The 14,792-nt window shown below is 66.5% G+C and carries 13 protein-coding genes; 3 read left to right on the top strand and 10 right to left on the bottom strand.

All coding sequences use genetic code 11. The features are described from left to right. Nucleotides 1–388: 388 nt before the first annotated feature. The 3 genes from PX653_RS06115 to PX653_RS06105 all read right to left on the bottom strand — a co-directional run bounded on the left by PX653_RS06115 (nt 389) and on the right by PX653_RS06105 (nt 3,236). A complete protein-coding gene (locus PX653_RS06115) occupies nt 389–1,195 on the bottom strand; it encodes a ferritin-like domain-containing protein (protein WP_277417025.1) in 807 nt (268 codons plus the stop codon). A 67-nt stretch (nt 1,196–1,262) separates the two neighbouring features. Beyond that, nucleotides 1,263–2,609: a PQQ-dependent sugar dehydrogenase gene (locus PX653_RS06110; protein ID WP_443094351.1), complete on the bottom strand. Its 1,347-nt coding sequence runs from the start codon at nt 2,607–2,609 to the stop codon at nt 1,263–1,265. A gap of 231 nt (nt 2,610–2,840) precedes the next feature. After that, on the bottom strand, nt 2,841–3,236 hold the full coding sequence (locus PX653_RS06105) for a KGG domain-containing protein (protein WP_277417023.1): 396 nt from the start codon (nt 3,234–3,236) through the stop codon (nt 2,841–2,843). 283 nt (nt 3,237–3,519) lie between these two features. Between PX653_RS06105 and uraH the strand changes: the two genes are divergently transcribed. After that, a complete protein-coding gene (uraH, locus tag PX653_RS06100; RefSeq protein WP_277417022.1) occupies nt 3,520–3,945 on the top strand; it encodes a hydroxyisourate hydrolase in 426 nt (141 codons plus the stop codon). A 171-nt stretch (nt 3,946–4,116) separates the two neighbouring features. Here the strand turns inward: uraH and PX653_RS06095 are convergent, their stop codons facing one another. From PX653_RS06095 to PX653_RS06070, 6 genes are all read right to left on the bottom strand, one after another. After that, the gene (locus tag PX653_RS06095) at nt 4,117–4,503 is read right to left on the bottom strand and encodes a KGG domain-containing protein (RefSeq protein ID WP_277417021.1); all 387 of its coding nucleotides are present in this window, start codon (nt 4,501–4,503) and stop codon (nt 4,117–4,119) included. Nucleotides 4,504–4,796: 293 nt separating this feature from the next. Continuing rightward, entirely contained in the window at nt 4,797–5,975 is a 1,179-nt protein-coding gene (galK, locus tag PX653_RS06090; RefSeq protein WP_277417020.1) for a galactokinase, read from the bottom strand. Beyond that, on the bottom strand, nt 5,968–7,023 hold the full coding sequence (locus PX653_RS06085) for a UDP-glucose--hexose-1-phosphate uridylyltransferase (protein WP_277417019.1): 1,056 nt from the start codon (nt 7,021–7,023) through the stop codon (nt 5,968–5,970). Before PX653_RS06085 ends, galK begins: the two co-directional genes overlap by 8 nt. Before the next feature lie 105 nt (nt 7,024–7,128). After that, nucleotides 7,129–8,802: a sodium:solute symporter family transporter gene (locus PX653_RS06080; RefSeq protein WP_277417018.1), complete on the bottom strand. Its 1,674-nt coding sequence runs from the start codon at nt 8,800–8,802 to the stop codon at nt 7,129–7,131. A 497-nt stretch (nt 8,803–9,299) separates the two neighbouring features. Beyond that, complete coding sequence (locus PX653_RS06075) at nt 9,300–10,628, bottom strand: amidohydrolase (RefSeq protein ID WP_371876421.1); 1,329 nt, start codon at nt 10,626–10,628, stop codon at nt 9,300–9,302. 74 nt (nt 10,629–10,702) lie between these two features. Then, a complete protein-coding gene (locus PX653_RS06070) occupies nt 10,703–12,619 on the bottom strand; it encodes an acyltransferase family protein (protein ID WP_277417017.1) in 1,917 nt (638 codons plus the stop codon). 217 nt (nt 12,620–12,836) lie between these two features. Between PX653_RS06070 and PX653_RS06065 the strand changes: the two genes are divergently transcribed. Beyond that, on the top strand, nt 12,837–13,178 hold the full coding sequence (locus PX653_RS06065; RefSeq protein WP_277417016.1) for a hypothetical protein: 342 nt from the start codon (nt 12,837–12,839) through the stop codon (nt 13,176–13,178). A gap of 71 nt (nt 13,179–13,249) precedes the next feature. Here the strand turns inward: PX653_RS06065 and PX653_RS06060 are convergent, their stop codons facing one another. Further along, complete coding sequence (locus PX653_RS06060) at nt 13,250–13,996, bottom strand: SDR family oxidoreductase (RefSeq protein ID WP_277417015.1); 747 nt, start codon at nt 13,994–13,996, stop codon at nt 13,250–13,252. 123 nt (nt 13,997–14,119) lie between these two features. Between PX653_RS06060 and PX653_RS06055 the strand changes: the two genes are divergently transcribed. Next, on the top strand, nt 14,120–14,767 hold the full coding sequence (locus PX653_RS06055) for a CatB-related O-acetyltransferase (RefSeq protein WP_277417014.1): 648 nt from the start codon (nt 14,120–14,122) through the stop codon (nt 14,765–14,767). Nucleotides 14,768–14,792 lie beyond the last annotated feature (25 nt).

Below are 14,792 nucleotides of genomic sequence, written 5' to 3'. Positions count from 1 at the left end.
AATTTATTACCAATGCCATATTTGTCATGAGCTATATCAAAAACGATATAGCTGACATCACGGCAACCGCCAGTCTCCCTTTGAGACCGGTTGCAATCGGGGACAGCCTCCGATTCCAGCCGGCACCCAGGCGGGGCAACAGCAATCCGGCTGACAGCCGTGACCGGCGTGCGCCTACAAGCGACTGCCGGGAGGGCGCCGATAATCGCCACACATCACGGAGGGACTGGCATGACGGCATCGGGCATACAGCAAGGCAACGCCGAGGGAAACCGGGAGCCGCGCGACACGGCGGCATTCAGCGAGTCGCACGCGGACCTGCTGGACCTGTTCGGCAGGTGGGAGGCGCTGGCGGACGGGGACGCCGATCCCCGGGTGGCCGGTGCCCTTACGCCGTCGTGTAGCGGCGCAGCTCGGCCTCGCTGAAGCCCGCCAGGCGGCGGGCCTCCAGGTTGAACGGCCCCTTGATGGCGGGTGCCTGGTAGCGTATCGCCAGCTCGTCGTAGGTCGTGGCCGGGTCGAGCCCCTGGCGGGCGCACAGCCAGCCATACCAGTGGTTGCCGATGGCGACGTGGCCGACCTCGTCGCGCAGGATGATGTCGAGGATGCTGGCCGCGGCCTGGTCGCCCGCTTGCGCCAGTTTGGCACGCAGCGGCGGAATCGCATCCAGGCCCCGCGCCTCCAGCGTGCGTGGCACGAGCGCCATGCGCGCCGTGATGTCCGCACGGGTCTTCTCCACCATTTCCCAAAGGCTGTCGTGGCCCGTGAAATCGCCGTAGGCATGGCCCAGCGTGGCCAGGTGCGCCGCCAGCAGCGAATAGTGATACGCCTCCTCGCGCGCCACCCGCAACCAATCGCGATAGTAGTCCGGCGGCATGCCGGGAAACCGCCACAGCGCGTCCAGCGCCAGGTTGACGGCGTTGAACTCGATATGGGCCAGCGCATGGATCAGCATCGCGCGCCCTTCCAGGGTCGCCATCGAGCGCCGGCCCACCAGGCGCGGCGATACCAGCTCCGGCCGTGCCGGGCGGCCCGGCACCGGCAGTGCCGGCTCCAGCACGATGGCGGGATCGAGCGGCAAGCGTCCCGCCGCGTGCGCCTGCGCCATCGCTTCGACGGCCGCCGCCTTGGCGGCGGGATCGGTTTCAGTCAGGCAGTGCAGCGCGCAGGCACGCAACTCGGAAGGATTCGACATGGGCGGTTACCACGAGACGGCATGAAAACGCGCAGTGTAGCGCAACCGCCCACGTCGGCGCCAACTGTCAGCGCCCCGGTGCCACCCGCAGGACCACGCCCCCCGTGCCGGTCAGCGATCCCCCTGCGCTGGCCAGCACGTACAGCTCGCCTGCCGCATCCTGTGCCATGCCCAGTACGGCCAGCCCCAGCGGCTCACGGCGCTGCACCGGCAGCTTCTGCACGACGTTGCGCGGACCCAGCGTCAGCAGTACGCCACTTCCTGTCGAACCGATGAAGTCGGCGAAGACGTATTGGCCGTTCAAGGCGGCAATACTGGCGCCCGTGTAGACATAACCGCCGATGACGGCCTGACGCGCGATCGGCGCCCCGACACCGTCGGCATGGTCGTACTCGGCGACCGGATCGATGAGGCCGGCCGGAACGTTCGGACTGGCCGCATACACGAAGCCGGGCGACGTGCCGTTGGCGTCGAACAGGAAGCTGCCTTCCTTGACGGGCCAGCCGTAGTTGCCGCCGGCGACGATATGGTTGACCTCTTCGATGGCGCCCTGTCCCACGTCGCCCGCCCACAGCGTGCCGTCGGGGCCAAAGGCCATGCGGAACGGATTGCGCAGTCCATAGGCATAGATCTCGTCCGCGCCCGCCCGGCCCACGAATGGGTTAGTGGCGGGAATACCATAGGCGCCGTTCGCAGCATTATTGCCGAGCGGATCGATCCGCAGGATCTTGCCCAGCACATTGCCGGGCGCCAGGCTCTGGGCATTGCCCTCGGCGGCATGGCCCGGTCCCTGGTCGTCGCCAGCGCCGCCGTCGCCCAGTGCGATATACAGCAGCTCGTCGGGCCCGAACGCCAGCGCCCCCGCATTGTGGTTCGATTGCGGCTGGTCGATGCGCAGCAGCACGCGGGCGCTGCCCGGGTCGACGCTGCCGCCGCTGGCACGCCACTCCGTCAGGACGCTCTGGTGGTTCGGCGCGACGCCGGGCGGCTGCGTGCTGAAGTCGGCGGGCGACGCGGCCGGCTCCGACGTATACGTGTACAGGCGTCCGTTGCGGGCATAGTCAGGATGGAATGCCAGCCCCAGCAGGCCGCGTTCGTCGCGCGCTCCCAGCGGCACCAGCCGGCTGCGCACGTCCAGGAACGCCGTGCGTGCATTCTTCTGCACGGCATCCGGACCCACCGCGGTACGCCACACGATACCGATCTGGTCCGCGACGTACAGGTTACCCGGTTCGCCAGGCGCCACCGCCGCCGCCACGGGCGACACGAGTCCTTGCAGCAGCGGCCGCAGCGTGACGGTAACGGGGCTGACGGCCAATGGCGCGGGAATCGGGTCCGCCAGCCGGGTGTGCTGGGCCAGCGCCGCGGGTAACGCGGCCGCAAGCGCGGTCCACAGGGCGGTCTTGCACAGCAAGGGGCGAGTCGCATTTCCGGTACGAACCATGGCAGCCTCCGTTGAGTGAATTGTCGGAAAAGCATGCGCCGTTATCACGCGCCGGACAAGCGTATTTTGCGCGGCCGCGGTTTGCCGCCGCGCGGACGCAACGGCGCCGCGCCCGCGGCGCCAGGCGAGGTCGGCGCGGCGCCAAAAAAAAACCGCCCCGAAGGGCGGCAAGCTACTCTCTCGCATCAGGGAACGACGGCATCAACGCTTGTCGTTCTTGTGGCTCTGGCGCCCGGCCTGGGCGTGCTGCTCGGGCGTACCGCCACGGGTGCCGCCACCGTTGCCGCCTTGGTTGCCGCCACGGTTGCCGCCGCCGTTGCCTTCGCTGCCGCTCTGGCGGTTACCGTCGTTCTTGTGGCTCATGGAGCCGGCGCGGCGCGCTTCCTCCGACGTGAACTCATGGGCCGTGCCGGCAGCGTGGGCCGCACGGCCGCCCTCGCTGGCGATCTCGCGCTGGCGCTGTGGGTCCATCGACGCAAAGCCCCGGTTGCTGGTATCGCCCGACTGGCTGTTGCCACGGTTGCCGGACTGGCTGTTGCCGCTGTCTTTCGTGAACTGGTTGTTGCCTTGTGGGTTGTTGTTGCGATTCGATGCCATGATGTTTCTCCTTAAGCGTGGTTAACATTTCAGGTTGACATTGCATCCCATCGGCGACCTGCCTTGCCATCGTGGCGGGTGTGTCGCGTTAAGGTGAGTTCATCTTAAAGGCTGGAACGCGACATTCTTATAAGTCGTCCGGCTGCGGCGCCGTAGGAGCATGTCTTACGGCCGGGTCGGAACGTTCAGGCAGCGGCGGCAACACACGCGGATGACGAAATTGTCATCCGGCGACCTCGCTCGCCCGGGCAAGATGCACACCTGTCCACTCTCAGGTTGCCCCATGACTCTATCCACCCGCTCGATCTTTACCCTTACCCTGGCCGCGGGGTGCGCCCTCTTCACACCCGTGCGGGCCGCCATGCCGTCCAACCCGCTCAGCGTTCACGTACTGGACCTGCAGACCGGCGAGCCCACCGCCGGCATTGCCGTCACACTCGAGCAGCGCAGCGGCAACGACTGGCGCCAGTTGTCGAATGCCGTTACGGACGCACAAGGCCGCGTAACCGCCCTGTATCCCCAGGGGCAAAGGCTTACCGGTGGCAGCTACCGCATCGTGTTCCGTACCGGCGACCATTACGCACGGCTCGGCAAGCCCAGCTTCTTCCCGCAAATCCCGGTGGAGTTCAATGTGGACGCGACGGACCGGCACTACCATGTGCCCTTACTGCTGAGCCCGTTCGGCTATTCGACCTATCGGGGTAACTGATCGGCCGCGCAATCACTCGGGCATCGTGAAGTGTGGTGGTGGCAACGCCGCGCCCTACGCTGCCCCCGCGCCGTCCGCTCGCGCTGCTTGCCGGAATTTCCACACACTCGGCAAACTGCGCGCATAAAAAAACCGCCCCGAAGGGCGGTTTCTGCATCGCATTAATGCTGCTTAGCGATCGTTCTTGTGGCTTTGGCGGCCGGCCTGCGCATGCTGCTCGGGCGTGCCGCCCTGGGTACCACGGCCGCCGCTGTTGCCGCCCTGGTTACCACCGCCATTGCCCTGGTTGCCGCTTTGGCGGTTACCGTCGTTCTTGTGGCTCATGGAGCCCGCACGACGTGCCTCTTCCGAGTTGAACTCGTGCGCGTTGCCCGACGCGTGGGCTGCGCGGCCGCCTTCGCTGGCGATCTCGCGCTGGCGTTCCGGGTCCATCGACGCGAAGCCGCGGTTGCTCGCGTCGCCCGACTGGCTGTTGCCACGGTTACCGGACTGGCTGTTGCCACTGTTCTTGGTGAACAGGTTGTTGCCCTGCGGGTTGTTGTTACGGTTCGATGCCATGATGTTTCTCCTTAAGCGTTAAAAACATTTCAGGTTGACATTGCATCCCATCGGCGACGTGCCGGTGCCGTGTTGGCTGGCGTGTCGCGTTAAGGTGATGCCATGGTAACGACGGTCGAACTTTGTTTTTATAAGGCGTCCGGCTAGCTGGACGTAGGACAGGGCCCCACTGGCGGGTCGGAACGTTCACGCAAGAATTGCAACATGCTAGCGGCTGGAAGAAAAACGGCCGGGCTCGTGTCCATGTCGGGGTGTGACCCCAAGGTGGACACGAGCCCGGCCATAGCAAAACCTTACGCCGCCACGACACCAGCCCCGGCGGCGGCGCTGCAAACGTAGATGGTGGCCTGCTGGCCCTCCGGCCCGCAATACTCGCGGGCCACGGCGGCACTGACCGCCTCGACCTGGCCGGCGGGTACCAGGGCCACCACGCAGCCGCCGAAACCGCCGCCCGTCATGCGCACCCCGCCGCTGGTGCCGATCACCTTGCCGACGATCTCGACCAACTGGTCGATCAGCGGTACCGTGATCTCGAAATCGTCCCGCATCGACACGTGCGACGCGGCCATCAGCTCGCCCATGCGCGCCAGGTCGCCCGCCGCCAGCGCCTTGCCTGCCGCCTCGACGCGGGCATTTTCCGTGACGACGTGGCGGGCCCGGCGCAACGCCAGCGGATCGAGCTCGCCGCCCCGTGCTTCCAGCATGGCCAGGTCGACGTCGCGCAGGGCCGGCACGCCGAAGTGGCGCGCCACTTCTTCACACTGGCGGCGACGGGTGTTGTACTCGCTGTCGACCAGGCCGCGCTCGACGTGCGAGTGGAAGATCATGATCGCGGCGCCGGCCGGGATCGGTACCGGCTGGGTTTGCAGCGAGCGGCAGTCGATCAGGAGCGCGTGGCCGAGGACGCCCGAGGCCGAGATGATCTGGTCCATGTTGCCGCACTTGCAGCCCACGAAATCGTTCTCGGCCTGCTGGGCGATCAGCGCGATGTCGATCGGGCTCAGGCCTTCGAAACCCGGCAGCGTGGCAAACACGCGGCCGACGGCCACCGACAGCGATGCCGACGACGACAGCCCGGCGCCCTGCGGCACGTCGCCGGAAATGGCCAGGTCCAGGCCGCGCATCGGCAGGCCCCGCTTGACGAGCACGTCGATGACGCCGCGCACGTAGTTGGCCCACATCGGTTCGTCGCGCCGCTCGATGGGCGCATCCAGCGAGAACTCGTCGATCGCGTTGCCATAGTCGGCCGCGACGATGCGCACCGTGCGGTCGGCCCGCCCGCTGGCCGCGATCACCGTGCGGTAGTCGATCGCGCAGGGCAGCACGAGGCCGTCGTTGTAGTCGGTATGCTCGCCGATCAGGTTGACGCGGCCGGGCGCCTGGACAACCACGGCCGGGGCGCCGCCGAACACGGCGGCGAAAGCGGCGCGGGTGCGCTCGATAGGGGTGGATTGGACCACGGGATCACTCATCTTGTTCTTGCTTGTCGTTGGGTTGAAGGTAATGGACTTCCGATTGGGCCCGCAACTGGGCGGCCGCCTGTTCCGGCGTCAGGTCGCGCTGCGCCTCGGCCAGCATTTCAAAGCCGACCATGAACTTGCGCACGGTCGCCGAGCGCAGCAGTGGCGGATAGAAGTGGGCGTGCAGCTGCCATGCGGGGGATGGCGTGTCGCCATACGGCGCGCCGTGCCATCCCATCGAATAGGGGAACGAGGTCTTGAACAGGTTGTCGTAGCGTGTCGTCAGGCGCTTCAGCGCGATGGCCAGGTCGGCCCGCTGCGGCGGCGTCAGCTGCTCCAGCCGCTGCACGGGGAAGCGCGGCAGCAGCAGCGTCTCGAACGGCCAGCTGGCCCAGTACGGCACGACGGCCAGCCAGAATTCGGTCTGTACGACAACCCGTTCGCCGTCCGCCTCGCGTTGCACATAGTCGAGCAGCAAGGAACGGCCCTGCTCCGCGTGATAGGCGGTCTGCTCGCGCTCTTCCGCCGCCGGCAGGTTGGGCAGGAAGCTGTTGGCCCAGATCTGGCCATGCGGGTGCGGGTTCGAGCAGCCCATCGCGGCACCCTTGTTCTCGAACACCTGCACCCAGCGGTAGGTGCGGCCCAGCTCTTCGGCCTGGGCGCACCAGGTATTGACGACTTCCTCGATGGCGCCGGGCGACAGTTGCGGCAGCGTGGCGCTGTGGTCGGGGGAAAAACAGATCACGCGGCTGGTGCCGCGCACGCTCATCGTGCGCATCAGGGGGTCGGTGTCGGGTGCCGCATCCGGCGTATCGGGCATCAGCGCGGCAAAGTCGTTCTCGAACACATACGTGCCCGCGTAGTCGGGGTTCTTGACGCCATTGACCCGGGTATTGCCGGCGCACAGGTAGCAGGTGGGATCGTGCGACGGTTTCGGCGTATTGTCCGGGGCCTCCTGCGCGCCCTGCCACGGGCGCTTGGCGCGGTGCGGCGACACGAGCACCCATTCGCCCGTCAACGGGTTGTAGCGGCGATGCGGATGGTCTGATGGATTGAACATGGTTTTCCTTATGAAACTGAACATCACTGGCGAAGTGCTTGCTTCGCCAGTCTAAACAAAACAGCGTGGCGGGTCGCACGCCAGAGCGTGCGCGCCAAGGTCAGGTCACCACAGGATGCCGTAAATCAGCGCCAGCAGCACGCAGATGACTGCCGCGCCCAGCGCGAAGCCGCCGTCCACGCGGAACAGCGCCCGGTCCACCTGCATGCGGCGCACGGTCCCGTCCTGCTTGCCCAGCTTGCTGATCAGCACCATGCCGGCGACGACCACCCAGAACACGATGAACATCCGGTCCAGGAACGGGATCTCGTACAGGCCGGTGCCGTTGTCGACCGCAAAGCCGATCGGGGCCAGGAACGACAGGTCCATCATTCCCGGCAGGAATTTCAGGACAATCGAGAACACCAGGCCGCCGATGGTGGCGAACATGGCGGCGGCCGGTGTCGTGTGGCGCCAGAAGAAGCCCAGCAGGAACATGGCCAGGATGCCCGGCGACACGAAGCCCGTGTATTCCTGGATGTACTGGAAGCCGCCCTTCTTGTCGATGCCGAGGAACGGTGCGATCAGCACGGCCAGCGCGATGGCGACGATGACGCTCACCCGGCCGATCCAGACCATGCGCTGCTCGGAGGCTTCGCGGTTGAAATGCTGCTTGTAGATATCGAGCGTGAAGATGGTCGCGATACTGTTGGCCTTGCCGGCCAGGGAGGCCACCACCGCCGCCGTCAGCGCGGCAAACGCCACGCCCTTCAGGCCGGACGGCAGCAGCGCCAGCAAGGTCGGGTAGGCGCGGTCGGGATTGAGCTCGCCACCGGCACGCAACGAATCGCCCAGCGCGCCGGACTTGTCCAGCGCGAAGGCCGCGATGCCCGGCAACACGACGATCACGGGCATCAGCAGTTTCAGGAAGGCGGCAAAGAGCAGGCCCTTGCGCGCCGTCGGCAGGTCCGCGCCCAGCGCGCGCTGGGTGATGTACTGGTTGCAGCCCCAGTAGTTCAGGTTGACGATCACCATGCCGCCGATCAGGGTCGACAGGCCCGGCAGGTCCATGTAGTTGGGGTTGTCGCGTGCCAGCACCATGTCGAAGTGACTGCCGGCCCGCTTGAACAGCTCGCTGGCGCCGGCAATGGCGCCCTGCCCACCGGCCAGTGCCGCGACGAGGTCCAGCGCGATCCACGTCGTCACCAGGCCGCCGACAACCAGGCACAGCACCTGGATCACGTCCGTATAGCCGATCACCTTCATGCCGCCCAGCGTGATGACGGCCGCGAACACGGCCAGGAACAGCATGCAGGCGAAGACGTTCAGTCCGGCAACGCTGGAAATGGCCAGCGCGCCCAGGTACAGGATCGACGTCAGGTTCACCACCACGTACAGGCCCAGCCAGAACAGCGCCATCGTCGTCGCCACCGCCTTGCCGTAGCGCTGTTCGAGGAACTGGGGCATCGTGTAGATGCGGTTCTTCAGGTAGACGGGCATGAAGAACACGGCGACGATGACGAGCGTGGCAGCTGCCATCAACTCGTACACGGCAATGGCCATGCCGATCTTGAAGCCGGAGCCGCTCATGCCGATGAACTGTTCGGCCGAGATATTGGACGCGATCAGCGAAGCGCCGATGGCCCACCACGTCAGCGAGCCTTCGGCCAGGAAGTAGTCATGCGAGGCCTGGCCGGACGTGGTCTTCTTGCGCCGGTAGTAGACCCACAGGCCGTAGGCCGCGACGATGACGAAATAGACGAGGAAAACGACCGAGTCGAGGGTAGAGAAAGTGTTCATCGGGTGATAGTTGTTTTAATTCGCCAATCAAGACAACCGCCCGCACCCGTCCAGCCCGCCGATGGGTGCCGTCCGTGCGGTCAGGCTGTCGCTCTTTCTGCCTGCATCTGCACCGGACACGATGCCTCAAGCCGCCCCAGTGCGCTAACATGGGGCAACAAAAATCATCCGGATGAGCGGCGGCGCCCGTCAGGCCTCGCGCAATCATGTCATGCAGGCAACACTCCTGCGCGGCATTATAGCGCTACCAAAGACGACGCGGTTGCCGTAATGGCAAAATTTCCTGAAGTTCACATAGCAATCTTGCAGCGGCGCGACTGCGGCCGAGTTCGTGTCTCGCTGCGGTGCCTGACCCCGCGGTGGGACACGGCCCCGGCCGCAGTGCCGACAGCCTACGGCCGGGCTCGTGTCTCATCTTGGTGCCTGCCCCGAAACGGGACGCGGGCTCGGCCGCGATACGTCGCTTCGGCGCCTGCCCCCGCAGTGAGGCCCGGCCGTCAGCGCTTCAGTACGTTGAGTACCGCCAAGCTCATCGCCTGGGCAGCTGTCTTGATCGAGGGTTCGGGGACCGGGGCGTAGAACGGCGAGTGATTGAAGGCGACCGGCTTCCCGCCCGGCCGCTGGGCCTCGGCGACGTCCTTCGGATCGTACACGCCCGTAAAGAAGAACATCGACGGGATGCCCTGGTTGGCGAATTGGGAAAAGTCCTCGCTGGCCGTCATCGCCGGCATGCGCTGGGCGTTGGCCTTGCCGAAGGCATCCTGGAACACCAGCTCCGTGCGCCGCACCAGCGCCTCGTCGTTGACGATGGCCGCGCCCCCCGCTGCCAGTTGCACGTCCGGCGCCGGCGCGCCCGCCATGGCGGCGGACGCGTTGGCAACGCGCCGTACGCCCTCGACCAGCTTGGCCCGTACTTCGGGGCTGTAGGAACGGATCGTGCCCCGTACCACGACGCTGTCCGGGATGATATTGCCGACCGTGCCGCCATTGATCGCGCCGATCGTGACGACGCCGAATTCCTTCGGGTCCTTTTCGCGGCTGATCACCGTCTGCACGTCGACGACGAAGCGCGCCGCGATGGCGATCGGGTCGAGCGCCTTGTCCGGCGCCGAGCCATGCCCGCCGCGGCCCTTGAAGACGATCTCCAGGCCGTCCGAGTTGGACGAGACCGGGCCGCTGTTGTAGCCCACCGTGCCGTGCGCCAGCGGCCACGAGTGCAGCGCGAACGCGTAGTCCGGCTTGGGGAAGCGTTTGAACAGCCCGTCCTCCAGCATCGCCCGGGCGCCCGAGGTGATCTCCTCGGCCGGCTGGCCGATGAAGACGAGCGTCCCCTGCCACTGACTTTTCAGCTCGACCAGCGTGCGGGCCGCGCCCAGCCAGCCGGCCATGTGGATGTCGTGGCCGCAGCTGTGCGTGACGAAGCTGTCGCGCCCCTCGCTGGTGGCGCGGGCCCGGCTCGCGTACGGCAGGCCGGTCTTCTCTTCCATCGGCAGGCCGTCCAGTTCCGTGCGCACCAGCACCGTTGGCCCGGCGCCGTTGCGCAGCACGGCCACGATGCCCGTCTTGCCTACTTTCTCCGTCACGTCGAAGCCCAGCTTGCGCATCTCGGCGGCCAGCCTGGCGGCCGTGCGCACTTCCTGGAAAGCGATTTCGGGATGGGCGTGCAAGTCCTTGTAGATGCCGTCGAGCCACGGATACATGCGCTCGACGCCGGTGCGGACCTGGGTTTTCAGCGGCAGGTCCGGCTGCGTCTGGGCGCCGCAGCAGAGAGGCAGGGCAAGGACAAGCGACGCGGCGGCCGCCAAGTGGAGCAGAGTCTGGTTCACGCAACCCCCATCGGAATGATCGAAGTTGCACTATACCTCGGCTGACGGTGGACAGCCACCGCCAGCCGGTCGCGTCAGCGCGCCTGTGCCGCGGGGACGCCGGCCGACGGCGGCGCACCGGCCACCCGCCCGGTCGGCTGCAACTGGCTGCGCAGAAACGCGGCCAGTTTGCCGGTCGACTCCGTCGACATGTGGCCGATATCGCGTACCAGCAGGACGCCGTCCTTCTGGATCGAGCAGCGCTGGCTGTCGTCGCAGAACAGCCGGGACAGGTCGACGAATTGCGCATTGTGCGTGGCCGAGAACGCGCGCAACTGGTCGAAGAACGACCGGTTGTCCGCCTGGTTGAAGTCGAACGTGCACGACGAGAAGTCGCCATCGCTGCGGATGTGCATCTTCAGGCATCTTTTCGTGCCGCGATAGCGCGGCGTTTGCGAGACCAGCACCAGCTTGTAGCCCCGTTTCGACAGCTCGTCGAAGGTATTGGACGACATCGGCCGGTACAGCGGTGCCGCCAGGTTCGACATGCTCGAGATCACGACCGTATATGCTTCCGGATGCGGCAGCGTGCGCAGCTTCTCGATGACACGGTCGTTGAACTTGTCGCACGTCACCGCCGCCTTCACCGGCGCATCCAGGAAGCCCGGCACCGGCGGGCAGGACGACAGCGTCATCTGCCACAGGCCCTGGTCGCGGTAGACATCCGCCAGCGCCTGGCCCAGGTGCATGGCGTAGCTGTCGCCCCACAGGATGACTTTCGGATCTGCCTTGGACTTGCAGCGCGCATCGTCCAGGTCGGCGCCGGAGCACGCGAACGACAGGCCGCCATTCTGGCCCAGGCGCAGCGTCTGCACATTGCGGCCCGGAAAGCCGCGCCAGTGGTGGCCGCTGAAACCGACGGCCGCCATCGCCACCAGGCCGATCAGGGCAAAGGCGAACACCTGCCGGCGGGTCAGCCGCAGCGCGCCGCGGGCACGAAATGGCGTCTCGACCAGGCGGTAGGTCAGGTAGGCCAGCACGAACACGGCCACGATCAGGGCGATGGCGACGGTATGGGACGGATCGTCGACGAAGTAAAGGCGGTAGAACGCCAACGCGGGCTGGTGCCACAGGTAGGCACTGTATGACACCAGGCCGATCAGTACGAACGCACGCAGCCCCAGCAGTTGGTGCGCCAGCGTGCCCGGACGGGCGAACAGGATGACCAGGGCGGCGCCCACGGTGGGCACCAGCATCGCGGGACCCGGTGCCAGCGTCTTGCCGTCGAAGGCAAGGACGGCGCCGACGATCAGCACGAGGCCAGCCAGGCTGGCCAGTTGCTCGGCCCACGGCGGGGCCGCCAGCTTGCGCTCTCCATTGCGCGACAGCACAATCGCGCACAGCGTTCCCAGCATGATTTCCCATGCCCGGGCCGGCAGCAGGTAGAAGGCCATCGACGGGTGGTACATGATGCCCCACTGCGCGAACAGCAGGCTGGCCGCGAAGATCGTCGCGAACACGGGCGGGATCAGCTTGCGGCCATGCTTCCACAGGGGCATGATCGCCAGCGGGAACAAGATGTAGTAATGTTCCTCGACGGCCAGGCTCCAGGTGTGCAGCAGGGGCTTCAGTTCGGCGGAGATGTCGAAGTAGCCCGTCTTCAGGAAGAAATAGAAGTTGGACGAGAACAGCGAGGTGGCGAAGATGCTCTGGCTGAACTCCTTCATCTCGAACGGATCGAGCATGACCCAGGCGACGGGCAGGCACAGCAGGATGACGACGAACATCGCCGGCAGGATGCGCCGGGCCCGGCGTTCATAGAATCCGGCGATCGAAAAATCTCCCCGCGCCAGTTCGGCAAGGACGATCGTCGTGATCAGGTAACCGCTGATCACGAAGAACACGTCGACGCCGACGAATCCTCCGCTGACCACACCAAAACCGGCGTGAAACAGTATCACCGGCAATATTGCCAGCGCCCGCAATCCGTCGATTTCGCGTCTGTAGTCCATGAACACCTCTCCAAAGCCATTGTCAATACGACATTGTGGCATCGTTGTATGATGCTGGACAGCATCTGCAGCTGCGCGCGGTGGACGCTGGCTTCGCGGGCGGTTGTCGACCGTTGGCGCGGAAGGGGTGCGGGAGCGTCGGCGGCACGGTCCCGGCTGCGCACGCAGCACGCCTCGCACAGGCGACAGCGATCGCCGTAGCTGTTATGCTGGCGCCATGAGCAACGATACCGACATCTTACTGTCCGGCCCCTTCAAGGCCGCCGACAGCAGCGGCCAGGCGCACGACGTCAAGGCCATCCGCATCCCCGACGAGGGCTACGGCATCATCGATGTCTACGTGGACTTCGCCCGGCAACTGGACGGCGCCCACAAGGACAGCGTGCTGCTGCGCGCCATCGTCGAGCGCCTGCGCGCGCTGGGCTACAAGGGTCCCGACTTCGGCCTTGGCGACGCCGGCCTGCAGGAGAGCAAGATGATCGTGCTGGAAGCCCCGGAGGCGTTTGCCGACTTCGCCAAGAAGCACGGCTGGAAGAACCTGGCGGAAGACTTCGAGTAAGAGGGCGGGACGGCGCCTGACAATCCGCGCGGGCTGCGCCCCGGGATGCTTGCCCTGGACGACCTTCCAATCTATTTCACCGCCGCATTGCCGCCGTCCGCAAACAGCGCCGCGCCCGCCACGAAGCTGGCCGCGGGACTGGCCAGGAAGGCGATCGCCGCGGCGATTTCCTCCGGCCGGGCGATGCGGCGCAGCGCATGCAGACCTGCCGCCCGGTCCTTGTTGGCCTGGTCCCCGCCCATCGGCGTATCGACGCCGCCCGGCAGCACGGCGTTGGCGCGGATGCCTTGCGCCGCGTAGTCCGCCGTGATGCCCTTGACGAGTCCCATCAGCCCCGCCTTGGCCGCGCCGTACGCCGTCATGCCGGGCAACCCCACACTGGTGCCGACAAAGCTGGACGTGAACACCAGCGCACCGCCGCCGCGCGCCAGCATGGCAGGAATCTGGCTGCGCGCGCCCAGGAAGGCGGCTGTCAGGTTTACGGCCAGCACCTCCTGCCATTGCGCCGGCGCCAGCTCGGCCAGCGGCACGATCGGGCCCACGATGCCGGCATTGTTGATGGCGATATCGAGCCCGCCGAACGCCTGCGCGGCCGCGATCAAGCGCTCGTGCGTGGCAGGGTCGGCGGCATCTCCCGCCACCGCCTCGGCGCGTCCGCCGCGCGCGCGGATCGCGTGCACGGTTTCCTCCAGCGGCCCGGCGTGGCGGGCATTCAGTACCACGCTGGCGCCGCGCCCGGCCAGCAGCAGCGCGGTGGCGCGGCCGACGCCGGACGAAGCGCCGGTCACGATGGCGACCTTGTTGTCGAAGTCGAACATGGAAAACTCCCGGTTGGTTGAGGTAATGGCACTGTAGTGCCGTCCCCATCCCGGTGCGCTCCGGTTCTTGCTGGCGAATCCTGCCGCGCTTGCGCTACAGTAGCGCTTTTGCCAGGAGGGCGCATGCACGGACCGGACCCCGCCAACCCCAGCCCGATGGCCGGCTTTCCCCAGGTGTGCTACCTGAAGAACGTCGTCGACGCACCCAATATCGTCATCGGCGACTACACCTATTACGACGATCCGGACGGCCCCGAGGCTTTCCAGCGCAACGTGCTGTATCACTTCCCGTTCATCGGCGACTTGCTCCGCATCGGCAAGTTCTGCGCGCTGGCGCGCGGCGTGAAGTTCATCATGAACGGTGCCAACCACCAGATGGACGGCATCTCGACCTATCCGTTCTTCATTTTCGGCAATGGCTGGGAAAGTGCGCGTCCGGCACCGGGCGACCTGCCGTACAAGGGCGACACGGTCGTCGGCAACGACGTGTGGATCGGCTACGACGTGCTGGTCATGCCGGGAGTGACGATCGGCGACGGCGCCATCGTGGCGGCGCGCTCCGTCGTGACGGCGGACGTGGCACCCTACACGATCGTGGGCGGCAACCCGGCCCGTCCCGTGCGCGCACGCTTCGATGCGGAGACGGTGGCGCGCCTGCAGGCACTGGCGTGGTGGGACCGCCCGGCCGAATGGATCACGGCGCACCTGGCGCTGATCCGGGGCGGCGACGTGGCCGCGCTGGAGCGCGCGCCGGCTGAAAAGAAACGGTGACAGTCACCGTCTTGGAAAACCGTGT

The organism is Pseudoduganella chitinolytica (assembly GCF_029028125.1).
In the GTDB taxonomy this organism is placed as follows: Bacteria; Pseudomonadota; Gammaproteobacteria; order Burkholderiales; family Burkholderiaceae_D; genus Rugamonas; species Rugamonas chitinolytica.
The sequence above is the reverse complement of the archived record's forward strand: the minus strand, read 5'-3'. Positions and strand labels throughout refer to the sequence as shown.

Coding starts and splice junctions, on each gene's coding strand:
- PX653_RS06115 (WP_277417025.1), bottom strand. CDS start 1,195: ATGTCGAATCCTTCCGAGTTGCGTGCCTGCGCGCTGCACTGCCTGACT.
- PX653_RS06105 (WP_277417023.1), bottom strand. CDS start 3,236: ATGGCATCGAATCGCAACAACAACCCACAAGGCAACAACCAGTTCACG.
- uraH (WP_277417022.1), top strand. CDS start 3,520: ATGACTCTATCCACCCGCTCGATCTTTACCCTTACCCTGGCCGCGGGG.
- PX653_RS06095 (WP_277417021.1), bottom strand. CDS start 4,503: ATGGCATCGAACCGTAACAACAACCCGCAGGGCAACAACCTGTTCACC.
- galK (WP_277417020.1), bottom strand. CDS start 5,975: ATGAGTGATCCCGTGGTCCAATCCACCCCTATCGAGCGCACCCGCGCC.
- PX653_RS06085 (WP_277417019.1), bottom strand. CDS start 7,023: ATGTTCAATCCATCAGACCATCCGCATCGCCGCTACAACCCGTTGACG.
- PX653_RS06080 (WP_277417018.1), bottom strand. CDS start 8,802: ATGAACACTTTCTCTACCCTCGACTCGGTCGTTTTCCTCGTCTATTTC.
- PX653_RS06070 (WP_277417017.1), bottom strand. CDS start 12,619: ATGGACTACAGACGCGAAATCGACGGATTGCGGGCGCTGGCAATATTG.
- PX653_RS06065 (WP_277417016.1), top strand. CDS start 12,837: ATGAGCAACGATACCGACATCTTACTGTCCGGCCCCTTCAAGGCCGCC.
- PX653_RS06060 (WP_277417015.1), bottom strand. CDS start 13,996: ATGTTCGACTTCGACAACAAGGTCGCCATCGTGACCGGCGCTTCGTCC.
- PX653_RS06055 (WP_277417014.1), top strand. CDS start 14,120: ATGCACGGACCGGACCCCGCCAACCCCAGCCCGATGGCCGGCTTTCCC.